This is a genomic window from Kitasatospora sp. NBC_00315 (assembly GCF_041435095.1).
Lineage (GTDB): Bacteria > Actinomycetota > Actinomycetes > Streptomycetales > Streptomycetaceae > Kitasatospora.
This window is the reverse complement of sequence record NZ_CP108025.1, coordinates 7497820-7518128: the sequence shown is the minus strand read 5'-3', so window position 1 is coordinate 7518128 and position 20309 is coordinate 7497820. Positions and strand designations below refer to the sequence as shown.

The following is a 20309-nucleotide window of genomic DNA, read 5'->3' as shown; positions in this document are numbered from 1 at the left end:
ACGACCATCAGAATTCAGGAGAGAACGATGGCGCCAACCGCCCCGAACGAGGACGAATCCCTCTGGCTCCGGTGCTTCGAGCCGGCCCCGGAGGCACCTGCCCGGCTGCTCTGCCTCCCGCACGCCGGCGGATCCGCCGGCACCTACCTGCGGCTCGCCCGGTCCCTCGCCCCCGAAACCGAGGTCCTGGCCGTCCAGTACCCCGGCCGCCAGGACCGCCGCTCCGAGCCCTGCGCCGAGTCCGTCGAGGCCCTGGCGGACGCGCTCTTCACGGCTGTCCGGGACCGCGTCGACGCGTCCACCGCACTGTTCGGGCACAGCATGGGCGCGGTCCTCGCCTTCGAGCTCGCCCGGCGCCTGGAGCGGGACGCCGGCGTCCGCTGCGTCCGGCTCTTCGCCTCCGGCCGCCGGGCGCCGTCCGCCTTCCGCGACGACTCCGCCCCGGCCGCCAGCGACGCCGCGATGCTCGCCGAGCTGCGCTCCCTCGGCGGGACCGACCTGCGGATCCTCCAGGACGAGGAGCTGCTGACCGCCGCACTGCCCGCCCTGCGGGCCGACTACCGCGCGATCGGCCGCTACCGCGCCGCCGAGGACGCCACCGTCGACTGCCCGATCACGGTGCTGGTCGGCGACGCCGATCCCAGGACCAGCCCCGACGAGGCGCGCGCCTGGGCCCGCCACAGCACGGCGCCGTGCGAGGTGCTGACCTTCCCCGGCGGGCACTTCTTCCTCGACGGCAACCACGACGCGGTGGTGGACGTCGTCACCGCCCGCCTCCGGGCGGACCGGGCGGCCTGCGCCGACCTGGTGTGAGGCCGCCGACCGGGCGCCCACACCGGGTCGCTCCGCGGCGCGGGCCCGGAGCGACCCGGTGGGGGCCGCCGGTCACGGCGGTCCCCACCGCGGCACGGACCCTCGTAGCGGCGCGCGCCCGGTGGCAGCGCGGCCTCACATCATGGCGGGTGCGAGGGCCATGCCGCCGCTGGCGTCCAGGAGCTGCCCCGTGATCCAGCGGGCGTCGCGCGAGACCAGGAAGGCGACGACGTCGGCGACGTCGTTCGGCCGGCCGAGGCGGCGCAGCGCCGTGAGGCCGGAGATGCTCGCCTCGGCCCCCGGGATCTCGTGCACCCAGCGGTTCATGTCGGTGTCGGTGATCCCTGGCGCCACCGTGTTGACGGTGATGCCACGGCCGCCGAGCTCGTTGGCGAGCCTGGGGGCCATCATCTCCAGGGCGCCCTTGGTCATGGCGTACGGCAGGAGCGGCCAGGCGATCCGGGTGACGGCCGAGGAAACGTTGACGATGCGGCCGCCGTCGGCCAACAGGGGCAGGGCCCGCTGGGTCACGAAGAACGGTGCCCGGACGTTGATCCGGTAGAGCCTGTCGAACTCCTCGGACGTCACGTCCGACAGGCCCGGGACGTGGTCGGGCCGCGCCGCCAGGGCCGGATCCGTCGGGGCGGCGGCGACGGCCGCGTTGTTGACCAGGATGTGCAGCGGCCGCCCCTCCAGTCCCTCCCGCAGCCCCTCGAAGAGGGTGTCGACGGCGTCGTCGCGCGACAGGTCGGCCCGGACCGGGAAGGCCCGCCCGCCCGCCCGCTCGATCGCCGCCACCGTCTCGTCCGCGGCCTTCTCCTGCGTCCCGTAGTGCACCGCGACCCGGACGCCGTCGGCGGCGAGGCGCTGGGCGACGGCCTTGCCGATGCCGCGCGAGGCACCGGTGACCAGGGCCGTCCTGTCATTGAGATCCGCCATGTCGAATTCCCTTCCGAAAAAAGTAGGATTGCAATTTCTACTATGGTCGACCCGACCCGCCGGGCTCCACCCGCGGTCACGACCTCGCCCAATACTGTGCCAGATTCCCGACGGCACGCGACGATGCGGGCGAACGATTGATATTCACACGAAGAACTCTTAGGGGTGACTGATTACCCTGACGGAGTAATCGTGGACGGACAGGGGTTTCCGGATTCCCGTCGTGATCACTAGCGTGGGAAACCTCAGACCCCAGCGCGCGGCCTCCTTCGAAAGCTCTCCCCGTTCTCGGGCTCTGCCCTGCCCGAAATTCCCTCGGTGGCTTTCGTCCTGCCCCTCGGCCGCCCACCCGAGCCGAGCGGTGAGGAGACGACGAGTGCACGACGCGCAGGCGTACGACGGAAGCGGGCCCGCCGCCGAGGACGCGGACGGCGTGGTGTTCGTCTTCCCCGGCCAGGGCCCGCAGTGGCCCGGCATGGGAGTGGAACTCTGGGACGCCTCGCCGGTGTTCCGCGACAGCGTCCGGGCCTGCGCGGCCGCGCTCGCCCCCTACCTCGACTGGTCGGTCGAGGACGTCCTGCGCGGCGCCCCCGGCGCCCCGGCCACGGACCGGGCCGACGTCGCCCAGCCCGCGCTGTTCACCCTCATGGTGTCGCTCGCCGAACTCTGGCGCGCGCACGGGGTCGTACCGCGGGCCGTCCTCGGTCACAGCCTCGGCGAGGTCGCGGCCGCCCACGTCTGCGGCGCCCTGAGCCTGGACGACGCCGCACGGCTGACGGCACGGTGGAGCCAGGCCCAGGCCACGCTCTCGGGCACCGGCGCCCTGCTCGCGGTCACGGCCGCGCCGCAGGACCTGGCACCGCACCTGGAGCGACACGGCGGGAGCGACGCGGCCCGCGCCCGGCTCGCCGTCGCCGCCGTCAACGGACCCAACAGCACCACGGTTTCGGGAGACGTCGAGGCGGTCGCCGCACTGGAGGCCGACCTCGCCGCGGCCGGCGTCCGCGCCCGCCGGATCGCGGTCGACGTCCCCGCCCACTCCCCCGCGATGCGTGCCCTCCGGAACCGGATCCTCACCGACCTGGCCCCGCTCCGCCCGCGTGTCTCCCGCGTCCCCTTCCACTCCTCCCTCACCGCGGGCCCGCTCGACACCCGTGAGTTGGACGCCGCCCACTGGTATCGCAACATCACCAGGACCGTCCGCTTCGCGACCGCCGCCCGGCGACTCCTGGAGAGCGGCCACCGGCGCTTCGTCGAACTCAGCCCCCACCCCGTCCTCACCCTCGGCCTCCAGGAGCTCGCCGACGAGATTCCCGGCGGCGCCGACGCCGTCCTCACGGGCACGCTGCGCCGGGACCACGGCGGGATGCCCGAGTTCCGCGCGGCGCTCGGCCGTCTCCGCGGCGCCACGGCCCCCCGCTCGGACGCAGCAGCGAGCGCCCCGCTCCTGCGCGACCGCCTGGCCCCGCTCTCCCCCACGCAGCAGGAGCGGTTCCTGCTCGACCTCGTCCAGACCGAGCTCGACACCCTCCTCGTCTCCGACGGCCGCCGGCCTGCCGACCGGCTCAAGGCCTCCGCCACCTTCGCCGACCTCGGCTGCGACTCCGCCGGCGCCGTCCTCCTCATCACCCGGCTCCGCGCAACGACCGGACTACGACTGCCGGTGGCGACACTCTTCGACCACCCGACGCCGGCAGCGCTCGCCACCCGGCTGCGCCGCCTGGCGCTCGGCGATGCCGACGACAGCGGCCCGTTGGAACCGGCGCGGGGCGCCGCCCGCGCCGGTGAGGACCGGGAACCGCTGGCCATCATCGGGATGGCCTGCCGCTTCCCGGGAGGGGTGCGCACGCCGGAGGGGCTGTGGGAGCTGGTGGCGTCGGGCGGGGACGCGATCGGCGAGTTCCCGGCGGACCGCGGCTGGGACCTGGACGCCCTCCACCACCCCGACCCCGACCACCCGGGCACCTCCTACACCCGACACGGCGGATTCCTGCACGACGCAGGCGAGTTCGACGCCGGCTTCTTCGGGATCTCGCCGCGGGAGGCACTGGCGATGGACCCGCAGCAGCGGCTCCTGCTGGAGAACGCCTGGGAGGCCGTCGAACGCGCCGGTATCGACCCGACGCAACTGCGCGGGTCCCGGACGGGCGTCTTCGCAGGACTCCTGCCGCTCGGCTACGGACCCAGCCTGGGCGACGCCTCCCACGGCGCCGCCGACCTGCAAGGCCACGTCCTCACCGGCATGCTGCCCAGCGTCGCCTCGGGCCGCATCGCGTACACCCTCGGCCTGGAGGGCCCGGCGGTGTCCGTCGAGACGGCCTGCTCCTCCTCCCTGGTCGCGCTGCACCTGGCCGGCCGGTCGCTGCGCGCGGGCGAGTGCGACCTGGCGCTGGCCGGCGGGGTCACAGTGATGCCCACCCCCGGCATGTTCGTCGAGTTCTCCAAGCAGCGGGGCCTGTCGACGGACGGCCGGTGCAAGGCGTACGCGGCAGCGGCCGACGGGACGGGCTGGAGCGAGGGCGTGGGCCTGCTGCTCGTCGAACGCCTCTCCGACGCACGGCGGTTGGGGCACCGGGTGCTGGCGGTGGTGCGCGGCAGCGCGGCCAACCAGGACGGCGCATCCAACGGACTGACGGCGCCCAACGGGTCGGCACAGGAACGGGTGATCCACGACGCCCTGGCGGACGCGGGGCTGGCGGCCACCGATGTCGACCTGGTGGAGGGGCACGGGACGGGGACGAGGCTCGGCGACCCGATCGAGGCGCAGGCACTCCTCGCCGCCTACGGTCAGGGCCGCCCTGCGGACCGGCCGTTGTGGCTCGGGTCGCTCAAGTCGAACATCGGGCACACCATGGCGGCGGCGGGAGTCGGCGGGGTCATCAAGGCGGTGATGGCCTTGCAGAAGGGTGTGCTGCCGGGGACGTTGCACGTGGATGAGCCGTCGCCGCAGGTCGACTGGACGGTGGGGGACGTGCGGCTGCTGACGCAGGCGCGGCCGTGGGTGCGGGACGAGGCGCGGGTGCGGCGGGCCGGGGTGTCGTCCTTCGGCATCAGCGGGACGAACGCGCACGTGATCCTGGAGGAGGCGCCGGAGGCCGCCGAGGAACTCGTGGTGGACGTGGTGGACGCCGGGGACCCGGTGCCGTGGGTGTTGTCGGCCCGGTCGGAGGCGGCGCTGCGGGCGCAGGCGCGGGGTCTGCGGGACTTCGTCCTGGCCACCCCCGCGGTCCAGATCGCGTCCGTGGGTGCGGGGTTGGCGCGGGGGCGGGCGGCGCTGGAGCACCGGGCGGTGGTCGTCGCCGCGCAGCGCGAGGAGTTCGTGGGGGCACTGGAGGCGTTGGCTGCCGGCGAGCCGCACGTGTCCGTCACACAGGGGAGCGTGGGGGGCGGTCACGGTCAGGTGGTGTTCGTGTTCCCCGGTCAGGGTGGGCAGTGGGCGGGTATGGGTCTGGATCTGCTGCGTACCTCGCCGGTGTTCGTGGAGCGGATCGCGGCGTGTGAGAAGGCCCTGGCGCCGTGGGTGACCTGGTCGCTGACGGACATGCTGCACCGCGACGCGGAGGACCCCGCCTGGGAGCAGGCCGACATCGTCCAGCCGGTGCTGTTCTCGGTGATGGTGTCGCTGGCCGCTCTGTGGCGCTCCTACGGTATGGAGCCGGACGCGGTGCTCGGGCACTCGCAGGGCGAGATCGCCGCCGCCCATGTCTGCGGGGCGCTCAGCCTGGACGACGCCGCCAAGGTCGTCGCCCTGCGCTCGCGTGCCCTGGCGGTGCTGCGCGGCCGCGGCGCCATGGCGTCGGTCGCCCAACCCGCGGACACCGTACAAGCCCTGATCGATGCGCGGTGGGCGGGGCGACTGTGGGTGGCGGCGTTCAACGGCCCCCAGGCCACCACCGTCTCCGGTGACACCGACGCGCTGGACGAGCTCCTCGCGCACCACGCCGGCACCGACACCCGCGCACGGCGCGTGCCCGTCGACTACGCCTCCCACTGCCCGCACACCGAGACCGTCGAACGCGAACTCCTCGACACTCTCGGCGACATCACGCCCGTCGCATCGACCGTGCCGTTCTACTCCACCGTCGACGACGCCTGGCTCGACACCACCACCCTGGACGCCGGCTACTGGTACCGCAACCTTCGCCGGCCCGTCCGCTTCACCCAGGCCATCACCACCCTCACAGCCGAGGGGCACCGCACGTTCATCGAGACCAGCCCCCACCCCACCCTCACCCCCGCCATCGAAGACCACGACGACGGCCTCACCGCCATCGGCACCCTGCGCCGCCACGACCACGACACCACCCGCTTCCTCACCTCCCTCGCCCATCTGCACGTGAACGGATCCGCCGGCACCGAGGTCTGGCGCCACCACTACGACGGACTCGGGCACACGCCACGACACGTGGACCTCCCGACGTACGCCTTCCAACGCGAGCACTACTGGTTCGACTCCCTCGCCGGGCAGGGAGACGTGACCACCGCCGGCCTGCGCGACTCCGCCCACCCCCTCCTCGGTGCCGCCGTCGAGCTCGCCGACGGCGGCGGTCGACTCCACACCGGCCGCCTCTCCCTGCGCAGCCACTCCTGGCTCGCCGACCACGCCGTGGACGGCATCACCCTCCTCCCCGGCACGGCTCTCCTCGAACTCGCCCTCCACTGCGCCGAGTCGGGCGAGATCCGCGAACTCACCCTGCAGAATCCCCTGGTCCTCCCCGAGGACGGCACGATCGACCTCCAGGTCCGCGTCACCCGACCCGACGACACCGGCCTCCGCTCGCTCACCGTCTCCTCCCGCTCCGAGAACGCCCTCCCCGACGACCCCTGGCAGCACCACGCCGTCGGTGTCCTCGGCACCGGCGCGCCCACCCCCGCCGCTCCGCTGCCCGACCTCACCGGCGCCTGGCCCCCGCCGGGGGCCGTGCCCGTACTCCCCGGGCAGCACGGCGACGCGGTCCGGTGCTACGCCCGGCTGGCCGAGGACGGGTTCGGGTACGGGCCGTCGTTCCAGGGGCTGCGCGCGGTGTGGCAGCGCGGGGAGGAGGTCTTCGCCGAGGTGGCCCTGTCCGAGGACCGCTCCGCGTTCCTGGTCGACCCCGCCCTGCTGGACGCCGCCCTGCACCCGCTCGTCCTCGGGTTCCTCAAGGACGTGCCGGCCCGCCCCCTGCCCTTCTCCTGGACCGGCGTGACGCTCCATGCCCCCGCGACCGGCACCCTACGGGTTCGTCTCGCACCCGCCGGGGGCGGTAGCGTCTCCATCACCGCCACGGCGGCTACCGGGGAGCCGGTCCTCTCCGTGGGGGCGCTGGCACTGCGGCCCGCCTCCACCGAGCGCCTGCACGCGGCGGCCCGCTCCGCGACAAGCTCGCGCGATGCGCTGTTCCGGCTCGACTGGCTCCCGCTCCCGGCGGTCACCGCCCCCGCCCCCGATGCGGAGGCCATCGCCGTCCTGGGGGCCACGCAGCCGCCCTACCGTCCGTACCCGACCGTCGCGGCCCTCGCGCAGGCGGTCACCGGGGGCACGTCCGCCCCCGCGGCCGTCCTGGTCCCCGTCGGCGGCGAGGGCCGGCCCCTCGACGTGGCCAACCTGCACGAGACCTGCCGACGCGGACTCGACCTCGTCCGGGCCTGGCTCGGCGAGGACGGCCTGACCGAGACCAGGCTCATCCTGCTGACGCGGGGCGCGGTGGGCTGCACCCCGGACGAACCGGTCACCGACCCCGTCACGGCGGCGCTCTGGGGGCTGGTGCGCTCCGCGCAGAGCGAGCACCCCGGGCGGCTCGTACTGCTGGACCTCGACGGTGCGGGCGGCGACGGTCCGTTCCCCGGCCACCTGGTGGAGCGGGCACTGGCCTCCGGAGAGCCGCAACTCGCCCTCCGGGGAGGCGAGCTGAGGATTCCCCGACTCGTCCGCTCCACCGCTGCCACCGGCCGGCCGCCGGTGTGGGACCCGGCCGGAACCGTCCTCGTCACCGGTGGAACCGGCAGCCTCGGTGGGCTGTTCGCCCGGCACCTCGTCACCGCGCACGGCGTGCGGCGGCTGCTCCTCGTCAGCCGCGGCGGCCCTGCCGCCCCCGGCGCCGCCGAACTGCGGGACCGACTCGCCTCCCTCGGCGCCTCCGTCACCGTCACGGCTTGCGACGCCGGCGACCGCGCGGCGCTCTCCGCCGTCCTCGCGACCGTCCCGGCCGAGCACCCGCTGACCGCCGTGCTGCACACCGCCGGCGTGCTGGACGACGGAGTGCTCGCCTCGCTCACCCCCGAGCGGCTCGGCCACGTCCTCCGGGCCAAGGCCGACGCCGCACTCCACCTCCACGACCTCACCCGCGACCTGCCGCTCGCCGCGTTCGTCCTCTTCTCATCCGCCGCCGCCACCCTCGGCACGCCCGGGCAGGCCAACTACGCCGCCGCGAACGCCTTCCTCGACGCGCTCGCCGGTCATCGTCGCGCCCGAGGCCTCCCGGCCACCTCCCTGGCCTGGGGCCTCTGGGAGCAGACCGGTGGCCTGACCGGGCACCTCGGTTCCGTCGACCTGCGGCGGATGGCCCGCAACGGCCTGACCCCGCTCCCCTCCGACACCGGTCTGACCCTTTTCGACACAGCCCTCGCCCTGGACCGCGCCGTCCTGGTGCCGGCCCGCCTCGACCTGCCGGCGCTGCGCCGGACCTCCGACGCCCCGCCCGTTCTGCGCCGCCTCCTCCACACCCCCGGGGTGTCCGAGGCCGGCCGACGGACCGGACCCGGCCGCCGGAGCGCGCCCCTGAGCGAGACGCTGGCCGGTCTGGACGGGCGGAAGCGGACCACCACCGTCTCCCGGCTCGTCCGCCTGCACGTGGCGCGGGTCCTGGGTGCGGCCGGCCCGGAGGCGGTGGACGGCGAGCGCAGCTTCCGTGACCTCGGCTTCGACTCGCTGATGGCCGTCGAGCTCCGCAACCAGCTCAACGCGGCGGCCGGCGTGCGCCTGCCGGCCACCCTGGTCTTCGACCACCCCACGCCCTCGGCCCTCGCGCGGCACCTCGTCGACCGATGCTCGCCCGGCCCCGCACCCACGGACCTTCCCCGGCCCGCGGCGGTCTCGTCGGCACTCACCGCGCTCGAAAGGCTGGAGGCCGCGATGAACGGCGTTCCCGTCCAGGAGTTGGCGGCGGCCGGAGTGGCGGCGCGCCTGCTGGCGCTCGCGGCCTCGGTGCCCGCCCCGGCCCCGGCGCGTGCCGATCGGGCGCCGGAACCGGGGCGGTCCCACCCGGCGGCCGACGATCACGACGCCGACGGTCACGGGACCACCGGCCGCGGGACCACCGAGAGACTCGCCGGCGCCTCGCGCGACGAGCTCTTCGCCTTCATCGATCGCGAACTCGGCCGCGAACCCCGGCGCGACTCCCCGCCCTCGTCCCGCTCCCCCCTCGACCAGCGCACCCCCGACCCGAAAGGCAAGGCGACCCCTCGTGGAGAATGACGACGAGCTCCTCGACTACCTCAAGTGGGTCACCGCCGACCTGCACCGCTCACGCGAGCGCGTCACCGAGCTGGAGGCGGCGAGCCGGGAGCCGATCGCCGTCGTGGGGATGGCCTGTCGCTTCCCGGGCGGGGTGCGGACACCGGAGGACCTGTGGGACCTCGTCGCGTCCGGCGGGGATGCGATCGGGCCCTTCCCCACCGACCGCGGCTGGGACCTGGACGCCCTCTACGACCCCGACCCCGAGCAGCCCGGGACGTCGTACACCCGGCACGGCGGTTTCCTCCACGACGCGGGGGAGTTCGACGCCGGCTTCTTCGGGATCTCACCGCGCGAGGCGCTGGCGACGGACCCCCAGCAGCGAATCCTGCTGGAGACCTCCTGGGAGGCCTTCGAACGCGCCGGGATCGACCCGTCCTCGGCCCACGGCTCCCGGGTCGGCATCTTCACGGGCGTGATGTACCACGACTACGCCACCGATCACGGCGACGACCCGGAACTGGAGGGCTACGTCGGCGACGGCGGAGCCGCCAGCATCGCGTCCGGCCGCATCGCCTACAGCCTCGGCCTCGAAGGCGCGGCGATCACCGTCGACACCGCCTGCTCCTCCTCCCTGGTCGCGCTGCACCTCGCCTGCCAGGCCCTGCGCGCGGGCGAGTGCGACCTCGCCCTGGCCGGTGGCGTGTCCGTGATGGCCACCCCGCGCCTGTTCGTCCAGTTCGCGCGACAGCGCGGTCTGTCGGCGGACGGCCGGTGCAAGGCCTACGCGGCGGCGGCCGACGGCACCGGGTTCGCCGAGGGCGCCGGCCTGCTGCTGGTCGAACGCCTCGCGGACGCAAGGCGGTTGGGGCACCGGGTGCTGGCCGTGGTGCGGGGGAGCGCGGTGAACCAGGACGGCGCCTCGAACGGTCTCACCGCCCCCAACGGCCCCGCGCAGGAGCGGGTGATCCGCGACGCCCTGGCGAGCGCCGGCCTGTCGCCGACGGACGTCGACGTGGTCGAGGGCCACGGCACGGGAACACGGCTGGGCGACCCGATCGAGGCGCACGCCCTCCTCGCCACCTACGGCCAAGACCGCTCCGAGGAACGGCCCTTGTGGCTCGGGTCGGTGAAGTCCAACATCGGCCATACCCAGGCCGCCGCCGGAGTGGGCGGGGTGATCAAGATGGTGATGGCGTTGCGGCACGGGTCGTTGCCGCGGACGTTGCACGTGGACGAGCCGTCCCCGCAGGTGGACTGGGCGGCGGGCGCCGTAAGGCTGCTGACGGACGCCGTGGAGTGGCCGGCGGTGGAGGCCGGCGAACCACGGCGGGCCGGGGTCTCCTCATTCGGCGTGAGTGGGACCAACGCCCACGTGATCCTGGAAGAGGCGGACGGCGAGGAACCGGAGGCGGACGGTGAACTGCCGCTGCCGGTCCCGTCGGCCTTGCCGTGGGTGGTATCCGGACGGTCCGAGGCCGGGCTGCGGGCACAGGCGGCGGTACTGGCCCGCTTCGTTCGGGCCGGGGAGACGACCGGGGACGACACGGAGGCTGTCGAACTCGCCGACATCGGTGCGGGACTGGCCCGGGGGCGGGCGGCGCTGACGCATCGGGCGGTGGTCGTCGCCCCGGATCGTCCGGGGTTCCTGCGGGCGCTGGAGGCGCTGGCCGCCGGCGACCCCCATCCGTGTCTGACCGAGGGCCGGGCGGACACCCAAGGTGACAGCGGGGCTGTGGTGTTCGTGTTCCCCGGTCAGGGTGGGCAGTGGGCGGGTATGGGTCTGGATCTGCTGCGTACCTCGCCGGTGTTCGCGGAGCGGATCGCGGCGTGTGAGAAGGCCCTGGCGCCGTGGGTGACCTGGTCGCTGACGGACATGCTGCACCGCGACGCGGAGGACCCCGCCTGGGAACAGGCCGACATCGTCCAGCCGGTGCTGTTCTCCGTGATGGTGTCGCTGGCCGCCCTGTGGCGCTCCTACGGTATCGAGCCGGACGCGGTGCTCGGGCACTCGCAGGGCGAGATCGCCGCCGCCCACGTCTGCGGGGCGCTCAGCCTGGACGACGCCGCCAAGGTCGTCGCCCTGCGCTCACGTGCCCTGGCGATGCTGCGCGGCCGAGGCGCCATGGCCTCCATCGCCCAACCCGCCGACACCGTACAAGCCCTGATCGATGCGCGGTGGGCGGGGCGACTGTGGGTGGCGGCGTTCAACGGCCCCCAGGCCACCACCGTCTCCGGTGACACCGACGCGCTGGACGAGCTCCTCGCGCACCACGCCGGCACCGACACCCGCGCACGACGCGTGCCCGTCGACTACGCCTCCCACTGCCCGCACACCGAAACCGTCGAACGCGAACTCCTCAACACCCTCGGCGACATCACGCCCGTCGCATCGACAGTGCCGTTCTACTCCACCGTCGACGACGCCTGGCTCGACACCACCACCCTCGACGCCGGCTACTGGTACCGCAACCTGCGCCGGCCCGTCCGCTTCACCCAAGCCATCACCACCCTCGCAGCCGCCGGCCACCGCACGTTCATCGAGACCAGCCCCCACCCCACCCTCACCCCCGCCATCGAAGACCACCACCACCACGACCTCACCGCCATCGGCACCCTCCGCCGCCACGACCACGACACCACCCGCTTCCTCACCTCCCTCGCCCATCTGCACGTGAACGGATCCGCCGGCACCGAGGTCTGGCGCCACCACTACGACGGACTCGGGCACACGCCACGACACGTGGACCTCCCGACGTACGCCTTCCAACGCGAGCACTACTGGCGGGAGGCCTTGCGTCCGTCCACCGACGGTCCGCGGGATGCGGCCCACGGAGCGGCAAGGAGTGCCGGTTCCGCCGAACTATCGCCTCCTGAGACGGAGTTCTGGCAGGCGGTGGCCTCCGAGGACTTGGCGAGTGTTTCCGCGACGCTGGATCTACCACCGTCCGCGACACTGAACGACGTCCTGCCCGCGCTCTCCACCTGGCACCAACGCCAACGCGACGACGCACACATCAACACCTGGACCTACCAAGAAACCTGGAAACCCCTCCACCTCCCCACCACCCAACCCACCACCCCCACCACCTGGCTCATCGCCTACCCCCACACCCACACCAACCACCCCCACATCACCAACCTCCTCACCAACCTCCCCCACCACAACATCACCCCCATCCCCCTCCCACTCACCCCCACCACCAACACCCACCACGCCTACCACCAAGCCCACCACAACACCCCCACCCCCATCACCGCCGTCCTCACCCTCCTCGCCCTCGACGAAACACCCCACCCCCACCACCCCCACACCCCCACCGGCACCCACCACAACCTCACCCTCACCCAAACCCACACCCAAACCCAACCCCCCACCCCCCTCTGGTACCTCACCACCCAAGCCACCACCACCCACCCCACCGACCCACTCACCCACCCCACCCAAGCCCAAACCATCGGACTCGCCCGCACCACCCACCACGAACACCCCACCCACACCGGAGGCCACATCGACCTCCCCCACACCCCCACCCCCACCACCCTCACCCAACTCATCACCACCATCACCCACCCCCACCCCCACCACAACACCACCATCCGCCACAACACCACCCACACCCGCCACCTCACCCCCACCACCCTCACCCCCACCCCCACCACACCCCCCAACCCCCACGGCACCACCCTCATCACCGGCGCCACCGGAGCCCTCACCCACCACCTCGCCACCCACCTCGCCAAAAACGGCCACCACCACATCCACCTCACCACCCGCACCAACCCCAACCACCCCAAAACCACCCAACTCCAACACCACCTCACCCAACTCGGCACCACCACCACCATCACCACCTGCGACCTCACCAACCCCCACCACATCACCAACCTCCTCAACCAAATCCCCACCCACCACCCCCTCACCACCCTCATCCACACCACCGGAACCCTCGACGACGCCACCCTCACCAACCTCACCCCCACCCAACTCAACAACGTCCTCCAAGCCAAAGCCCACACCGCCCAACTCCTCCACCACCACACCCAACACCTCCCCCTCACCCACTTCGTCCTCTACTCCTCAGCCGCCTCCACCCTCGGCGCCCCCGGCCAAGCCAACTACGCCGCCGCCAACGCCCACCTCGACGCCCTCGCCCACCACCGCCACACCCACGGCCTCCCCGCCACCACCATCAACTGGGGCACCTGGCAAGGAAAAGGACTCGCCGACTCGGACCGGGCCCGCGCGAACCTCGGCCGCCGGGGCTTCCGCGCGATGCCCCCCAGGCTCGCCGCCGCCGCGGCCGTCCGGGCCATCGCCAGCAAGCGACCGGGCGTGGTGATCGCCGACATCGACTGGACGACAATCGAGGACACCCCTGTCGTCCATGACCTCATCGCCTCGACCACCGGTGGACGCACCGCCAGTACCAAGGCCCGGCCCACGACGGTCGACCTCCGCGGCACGCTCCGCCAACAGTCCGCCTCCGACCAGCGGGCGGCTCTGCTCGACCTGGTGCGGTCGCACGCGGCGGCGGTACTCCGGCACGCGAACCCCGGTGCGCTCGCGCCCGACCAGGCCTTCCGCGCGCTCGGCTTCGACTCGCTCACCGCCGTCGACCTCCGCAATCGGATCGGCAAGGAGACCGGCCTCCACCTGCCCGTCTCGCTGGTCTTCGACCACCCCACCCCGTCCAGGCTCGCCGCCTTCCTGCAGGCCGAGCTGACGGGCACGCGCTCGGACTCCGTCGACGCGCCGGTACCGGCACCTCGCAGCGAGGCCGACGAGCCGATCGCGATCGTCGGCATGGCCTGTCGCTTCCCCGGCGGAGTCACGTCACCCGAGGATCTCTGGCAGCTCCTCGCCTCCGGTGGCGACGCGATCGGGGAGTTCCCCGCCGACCGGGGCTGGGACCTGGAGAGCCTCTTCCATTCCGACCCGGATCACCCGGGCACCTCCTACACGAGGCACGGCGGATTCCTGTACGAGGCCGGAGAGTTCGACGCGGGATTCTTCGGGATCTCGCCGCGTGAGGCGCTGGCGATGGACCCGCAGCAGCGGCTCCTGCTCGAAGCCGCCTGGGAAGCCGTCGAACACGCCGGCATCAACCCCCAGACCCTCCACGGCACCTCCACCGGCGTCTTCACCGGCATCAACGGACACGACTACGCCGGCCACACCCACAAGACGCCGGACGACAGCGAGGGCTACACCCTCACCGGCACCGCAGGCAGCGTCGTCTCCGGCCGTGTCTCCTACACCCTCGGCCTCGAAGGCCCGGCGGTGACCGTCGACACGGCCTGCTCGTCCTCCCTGGTCGCCCTGCACCTGGCAGCCCAGGCCCTACGCGCCGGCGAGTGCACCATGGCACTCGCGAGCGGCGTCAGCATCATGGCCACACCACGCGTCTTCACCGAGTTCTCCCGCCAACGCGGCCTCGCCCCCGACGGACGGTGCAAGCCCTTCGCCTCCGCGGCCGACGGCACCAGCTGGAGCGAAGGGGCCGGCACCCTCCTCGTCGAACGACTCTCCGACGCCAGGCGCAACGGTCACCGGGTACTGGCGGTGATGCGCGGCAGCGCGGTGAACCAGGACGGCGCCTCCAACGGTCTCACCGCACCCAACGGGCCGTCCCAGCAACGGGTCATCCGCCAGGCCCTCACCAGTGCCGGGTTGACAGCTGCGGACGTCGACGCGGTAGAAGCCCACGGCACGGGGACGAAACTGGGCGACCCCATCGAAGCCCACGCCCTCCTCACCACATACGGCCAAGACCGCTCCCAGGAAAAGCCGTTGTGGCTCGGCTCAGTGAAGTCCAACATCGGCCACACCCAGGCCGCGGCCGGCATGGCCGGCCTCATCAAGATGGTGATGGCGCTGCGTCACGGCGTGTTGCCGCGGACGTTGCATGTGGACGAGCCGTCGTCGCACGTCGACTGGGCGTCGGGGAATGTGCGGCTGCTGACGGAGGCCCGACCGTGGGCCCCGGAAGCTGATCACGTGCGCCGGGCAGGGGTGTCCTCGTTCGGCGTGAGCGGGACGAACGCGCACGTGATCCTGGAGGAGGCACCCGAACCGAAGGCCGTCGAGCCGGCGGGGTCGGGGGCTTCGGGGCTGCCGTCGGTGTGGGTGCTCTCGGGCAAGTCGCAGGCCGCGCTGCACGCCCAGGCCACCGCCCTGCACACCCACGTCACCGCCCACCCCGACCTCGACCCCGCCGATGTCGGCGCGACTCTCGCGTCGGGCCGCGCGGTCTTCGAACACCGCGCCACCGTCATCGCCACCGACCGCGATCAGGCCCTGAACGCCCTCACCGCCCTCACCACCGGACAACCCCACCCCTCCCTCGTCATCGCGCCGGCCCGCGGGACACATGGAAAGACCGCGTTCCTCTGCTCCGGCCAGGGCACCCAATACCCCGGCATGGCCCACGGCCTCTACCAGGCCTACCCCACCTTCGCCACCGCCCTGGACGAAGTCTGCGCACACTTCGAACCCCACCTCGACGCACCCCTGCGCGACCTCCTCCTCAACACCGACAACGGTGACGGTGACGGGCTACTCGCCCAGACGCTCTACGCCCAACCCGCACTGTTCGCCCTCCAAGTCGCCCTGCACCGACTGCTCACCGACACCTACCACATCACCCCCCACTACCTCGCCGGACACTCACTCGGAGAAGTCACCGCAGCCCACCTCGCCGGAATCCTCACCCTCCCCGACACCACCCGCTTCATCGCCACCCGCGCCCACCTCATGCACACCATGCCCCCCGGCACCATGACCACCCTCCACACCACCCAAGACCGAATCACCCCCCTCCTGAACGGCCTGGACGACAAAATCTCCATCGCCGCCATCAACACACCCACCTCCATCGTCATCAGCGGCGACACCGACACCATCAACCACCTCACCACCCTCTGCCACACCCAAGGCATCACCACCAAACCCCTACATAGCACCAAAGCCTTCCACTCCCCACACACCGACACCATCCTCGACCAACTCCACACCGCCGCAAGCGAACTCACCCTCCACCAACCCCACACCCCCCTCATCACCGCAACCCCCGGCGACCCCACCACCCACCAGTACTGGACCCACCAAGCCCGCAACCCCGTCCACTACGCCAACACCACCCAAACCCTCCACACCAACAACGTCACCACCTACATCGAACTCGGCCCCGACCACACCCTCACCACCCTCACCCACCACAACCTCCCCCACCACACCCCCACCGCCACCGCCCTCCTCCACCCCCACCACCACAACCCCACCCACCACCTCCTCACCGCCCTCGCCCACACCCCCACCCCCTGGCACACCCACCACCACCACACCACCGGCACCACCGGCACCGGCACCGGCACCGGCACCGACCTCCCCACCTACCCCTTCCAACGCACCCACTACTGGCTCAAAACCCCCACCAACACCGCCGGAGTGACGGCCGCCGGCCTCGACACCCCCGACCACCCCCTCCTGTCCGCCGCAGTGGAACTCGCCGACGGCGACGGCCTCATCCTCACCGGCCGGCTCTCCCTCCAGAGCCACCCCTGGCTCGCCGACCACACCATCGCCGACACCGTCCTGCTCCCCGGCGCCGCCATGCTCGAACTCGCCCTCCACGCCGGCCGACACACCAACTGCCCCCACGTCGACGAACTCACCCTCCACACCCCCCTCGTCATCCCCGACACCGGCCACACCACCATCCAGGTAGCGCTCTCATCCACCAACGAGGCCGGCCAGCGCACCATCACCATCCACAGCCGCCCCGCCCACCACGACGCATGGACCCGCCACGCCGACGGTCTCCTCAGCCCACCCACCAACACCACCCCGCCCGCCGACGAGACCCTCACCGGCCCCTGGCCACCACCCGACGCACAACCCATCAACCTCGACCAGCTCTACGACCACCTCACCCACAACGGATTCAACTACGGCCCCCTCTTCCAAGGACTCACCACCGCCTGGCACCACACCGACGGCATCCTCGCCGAAGTCCACCTCCCCCACCACACCCCCCACCACAACACCCACGGCTTCGCCCTCCACCCCGCACTCCTCGACGCCGCCATCCAAACCGTCGCCCTCCTCACCCCCCACCACAACACCCCCCACCACAACACCCACGACCACGACACCCCCCACGACCACCCCCACCCCGCTCTACTACCGCACACCTTCACCCACACCGACCTCCACACCCACACCACCACCACCCTGCGCATCCACCTCACCCCCACCGACCACAACGCCACCACCCTCACCCTCCACGCCACCGACGAAACCGGCACCCCCGTCCTCACCCTCAACACCCTCACCCTGCGCCCCCTCCCCACCCCCACCCACGGCACCCCCACCCACGGCACCCTCCTCGAACTGCACTGGATCCCCGCCCCACCACACCCCACCCACCCCACACCCGACCACCCGGTGCTCGACTACCAGCTATGGCAATGCCCACCCGGCGACATCACCGACGTGACACACGCCGCCCTCCACACCCTGCAAACCTGGCTCACCCAAGACCACCCACCCCACACCCGCCTCGTCATCACCACCCAAAACGCCACCACCACCCCCACCCAAACCACCACCGACCCCGCCCACGCAGCCGTATGGGGCCTCGTCCGCACCGCCCAAACCGAACACCCCGACCACTTCCACCTCCTCGACACCAACCAGCCCCACCCCCACCACACCGACATCACCACAGCCCTCGCAACCGGCGAACCACAAACCGCCCTCCGCAACGCCACCATCCACATCCCACGCCTCGTACCGACAGCGGTGACGGGCACGGGACTGGTGCTGCCCGCTGGTACGGGGTGGCGGCTGGGCTGCGACGGCTCGGGGACGTTGGACGACGTTGTGCCGGTCGCTTCCGATGCCGGCGCGGCTGTTCTCGGGCCGGGTCAGGTGCGGGTCGCGTTGCGGGCGGCGGGGGTGAACTTCCGCGATGTGCTCGTCGCCCTCGGCCTGGGACCGGGACTCACCGGAATGGGCAACGAGGGTGCGGGGGTGGTGGTGGAGGTCGGGCCGGGGGTGGAGGGTCTGGTGGTGGGGGATCGGGTGTTCGGGGTGTTCGGGGAGGCGTTCGCGCCGGTGGTGGTCGCGCAGGCCGCGGTGTTGGCGCGGGTGCCGCGGGGGTGGTCGTTCGCGCAGGCGGCGTCGGTGCCGGTGGTGTTCGCGACCGCCTACCTGGGTCTGGTCGATCTGGCGGGCGTGCGGCCCGGTGAGCGGGTGCTCATCCACGCCGCGGCCGGCGGTGTGGGGATGGCCGCGGTGCAACTGGCCCGCCACCTGGGGGCGGAGGTCTTCGCCACCGCGAGCCAGGCCAAGTGGCCGCACCTGCACGCGCTCGGCATCCCCGCGGAGCGGATCGCCTCCAGCCGCACCCCGGACTTCGAGAAGCAGTTGCGCCAGGCCAGTGACGGGCTGGGAATGGACGTGGTCCTGAACTGCCTGACCGGACCCTTCGTCGACGCCTCCCTGCGTCTGTGCACCGAGCAGGGAGGCCGGTTCCTGGAGCTCGGCAAGACCGACATCCGCGACACACTGCAGGTGGAGCGGCAGTTCCCGGGGCGGTCCTACCGGGCGTATGACCTGATGGACGTCGGCGCCGAACGGGTGGGACAGATCCTGCGCACGATCGTGGACCTGTTCCACCGCGGCGTACTGCAACCACTGCCGGTGACCGCGTGGGACGTGCGCCAGGTGCGCGAGACGCTGCGAGCGATGCAGTGCGGCCGTCACGTCGGCAAGAACGTCCTCACCCTGCCCACCCCCCTGGACCCGGACGCGACGGTCCTGGTGACCGGCGGTACGGGTACCCTCGGTGCGGCCGTCGCCCGCCACCTGGCCGCCTCGCACGGAGTGCGGCACCTCCTCCTGGCCTCCCGGCGCGGGCCGCAGGCGCCGGGCGCCGAGGAGCTGATGGCCGAACTCGCCGCCCTGGGCGCCAAGGTGACGCTCACCGCGTGTGACGTCGCCGACCGCGGGCAGCTGGCCGAACTGCTCGCCGGCATCCCCGCGGACCGGCCGCTCACCGCGGTGGTGCACACCGCCGGCGTCCTGGACGACGCGACCATCACCGGCCTCGACGAAGCACGGCTGCGGGCGGTCCTGGCACCGAAATGGGAGGCCGCGCGACACCTGGACGAGCTGACCCGCCACATGGACCTGTCCGCGTTCGTGCTGTTCTCCTCCGCCGCCGGCGTCCTCGGCTCACCCGGCCAGGGCAACTACGCCGCCGCCAACGCAGCCCTCGACGCCCTCGCCCACCAACGCCACACCCACGGCCTGCCCGCCCTCTCCCTCGCCTGGGGACTCTGGGCACAGACCAGCGGCATGACCGGCCACCTCGACACCGGCGACCACCACCGCATCACCCGCTCCGGACTACGCCCCCTCACCACCCCCGACGCCCTCACCCTCCTCGACACCGCCCTGACCACCGGCCGCCCCGCCCTGCTGCCCGCCGACCTCCACCCCACCCACCCCACCCCACCCCTCCTCAGCCACCTCACCCCCACCACCCGCACGGGCCACCGCCGCCACCCGAACACGACACCCGCCACCGACCTGCCCGCCCGCCTCGCCGCCCTCACCCCCGACCAGCGACACGAAACCCTCCTCACCCTCGTCCGCACCCACATCGCCACCGTCCTCGGCCACCCCACCCCCCACACCATCGACCCCGACCACACCTTCCGCGACCTCGGCTTCGACTCCCTCACCGCCGTCGAACTACGCAACCACCTCACCCACACCACCGGCCTACGCCTACCCACCACCATCGCCTTCGACCACCCCACCGCCACCACCCTCACCCACCACCTCACCACCAGGCTGCTGGCCCCCGCCGACATGGGCGTCGACCCGGTACTGGCCGAGCTCGACAAGCTGGAGTCCGCACTCACCGCGCTGAACCGGGACGACACCGCCTGTGAGCGGGTCACCCGGCGGTTGCAGTCGCTGATGCTCAAGTGGAGCGGCTCCCGACAGCCCGCCTCCGAAGAGATGGACGACGACCACAGGTTCGCGTCGGCCACCCCGGACGAGCTGCTCGCCTTCATCGACCGGGACCTCGGTCTCTCCTGAACC

Annotated in this window: 4 protein-coding genes; 3 read left to right on the top strand and 1 reads right to left on the bottom strand. The window is 72.5% G+C overall.

All coding sequences use genetic code 11. The annotated features are described in order from the left end of the window. The first annotated feature begins 27 nt into the window (after window positions 1-27). The gene (locus OG823_RS31270) at window positions 28-813 is read left to right on the top strand and encodes a thioesterase II family protein (protein WP_371483531.1); all 786 of its coding nucleotides are present in this window, start codon (window positions 28-30) and stop codon (window positions 811-813) included. A gap of 135 nt (window positions 814-948) precedes the next feature. Here OG823_RS31270 and OG823_RS31265 read toward each other — a convergent pair whose 3' ends face one another. Continuing rightward, on the bottom strand, window positions 949-1752 hold the full coding sequence (locus tag OG823_RS31265; protein ID WP_371483530.1) for an SDR family oxidoreductase: 804 nt from the start codon (window positions 1750-1752) through the stop codon (window positions 949-951). Window positions 1753-2128: 376 nt separating this feature from the next. Here OG823_RS31265 and OG823_RS31260 point away from each other — a divergent pair, with 376 nt between their 5' ends. Together OG823_RS31260 and OG823_RS31255 are read left to right on the top strand one after the other, a co-directional pair. Next, entirely contained in the window at window positions 2129-9208 is a 7080-nt protein-coding gene (locus tag OG823_RS31260) for an SDR family NAD(P)-dependent oxidoreductase (protein ID WP_371483529.1), read from the top strand. Next, entirely contained in the window at window positions 9198-20306 is an 11109-nt protein-coding gene (locus OG823_RS31255; protein ID WP_371483528.1) for a type I polyketide synthase, read from the top strand. Before OG823_RS31260 ends, OG823_RS31255 begins: the two co-directional genes overlap by 11 nt. The last annotated feature ends 3 nt before the right edge of the window (window positions 20307-20309 follow it).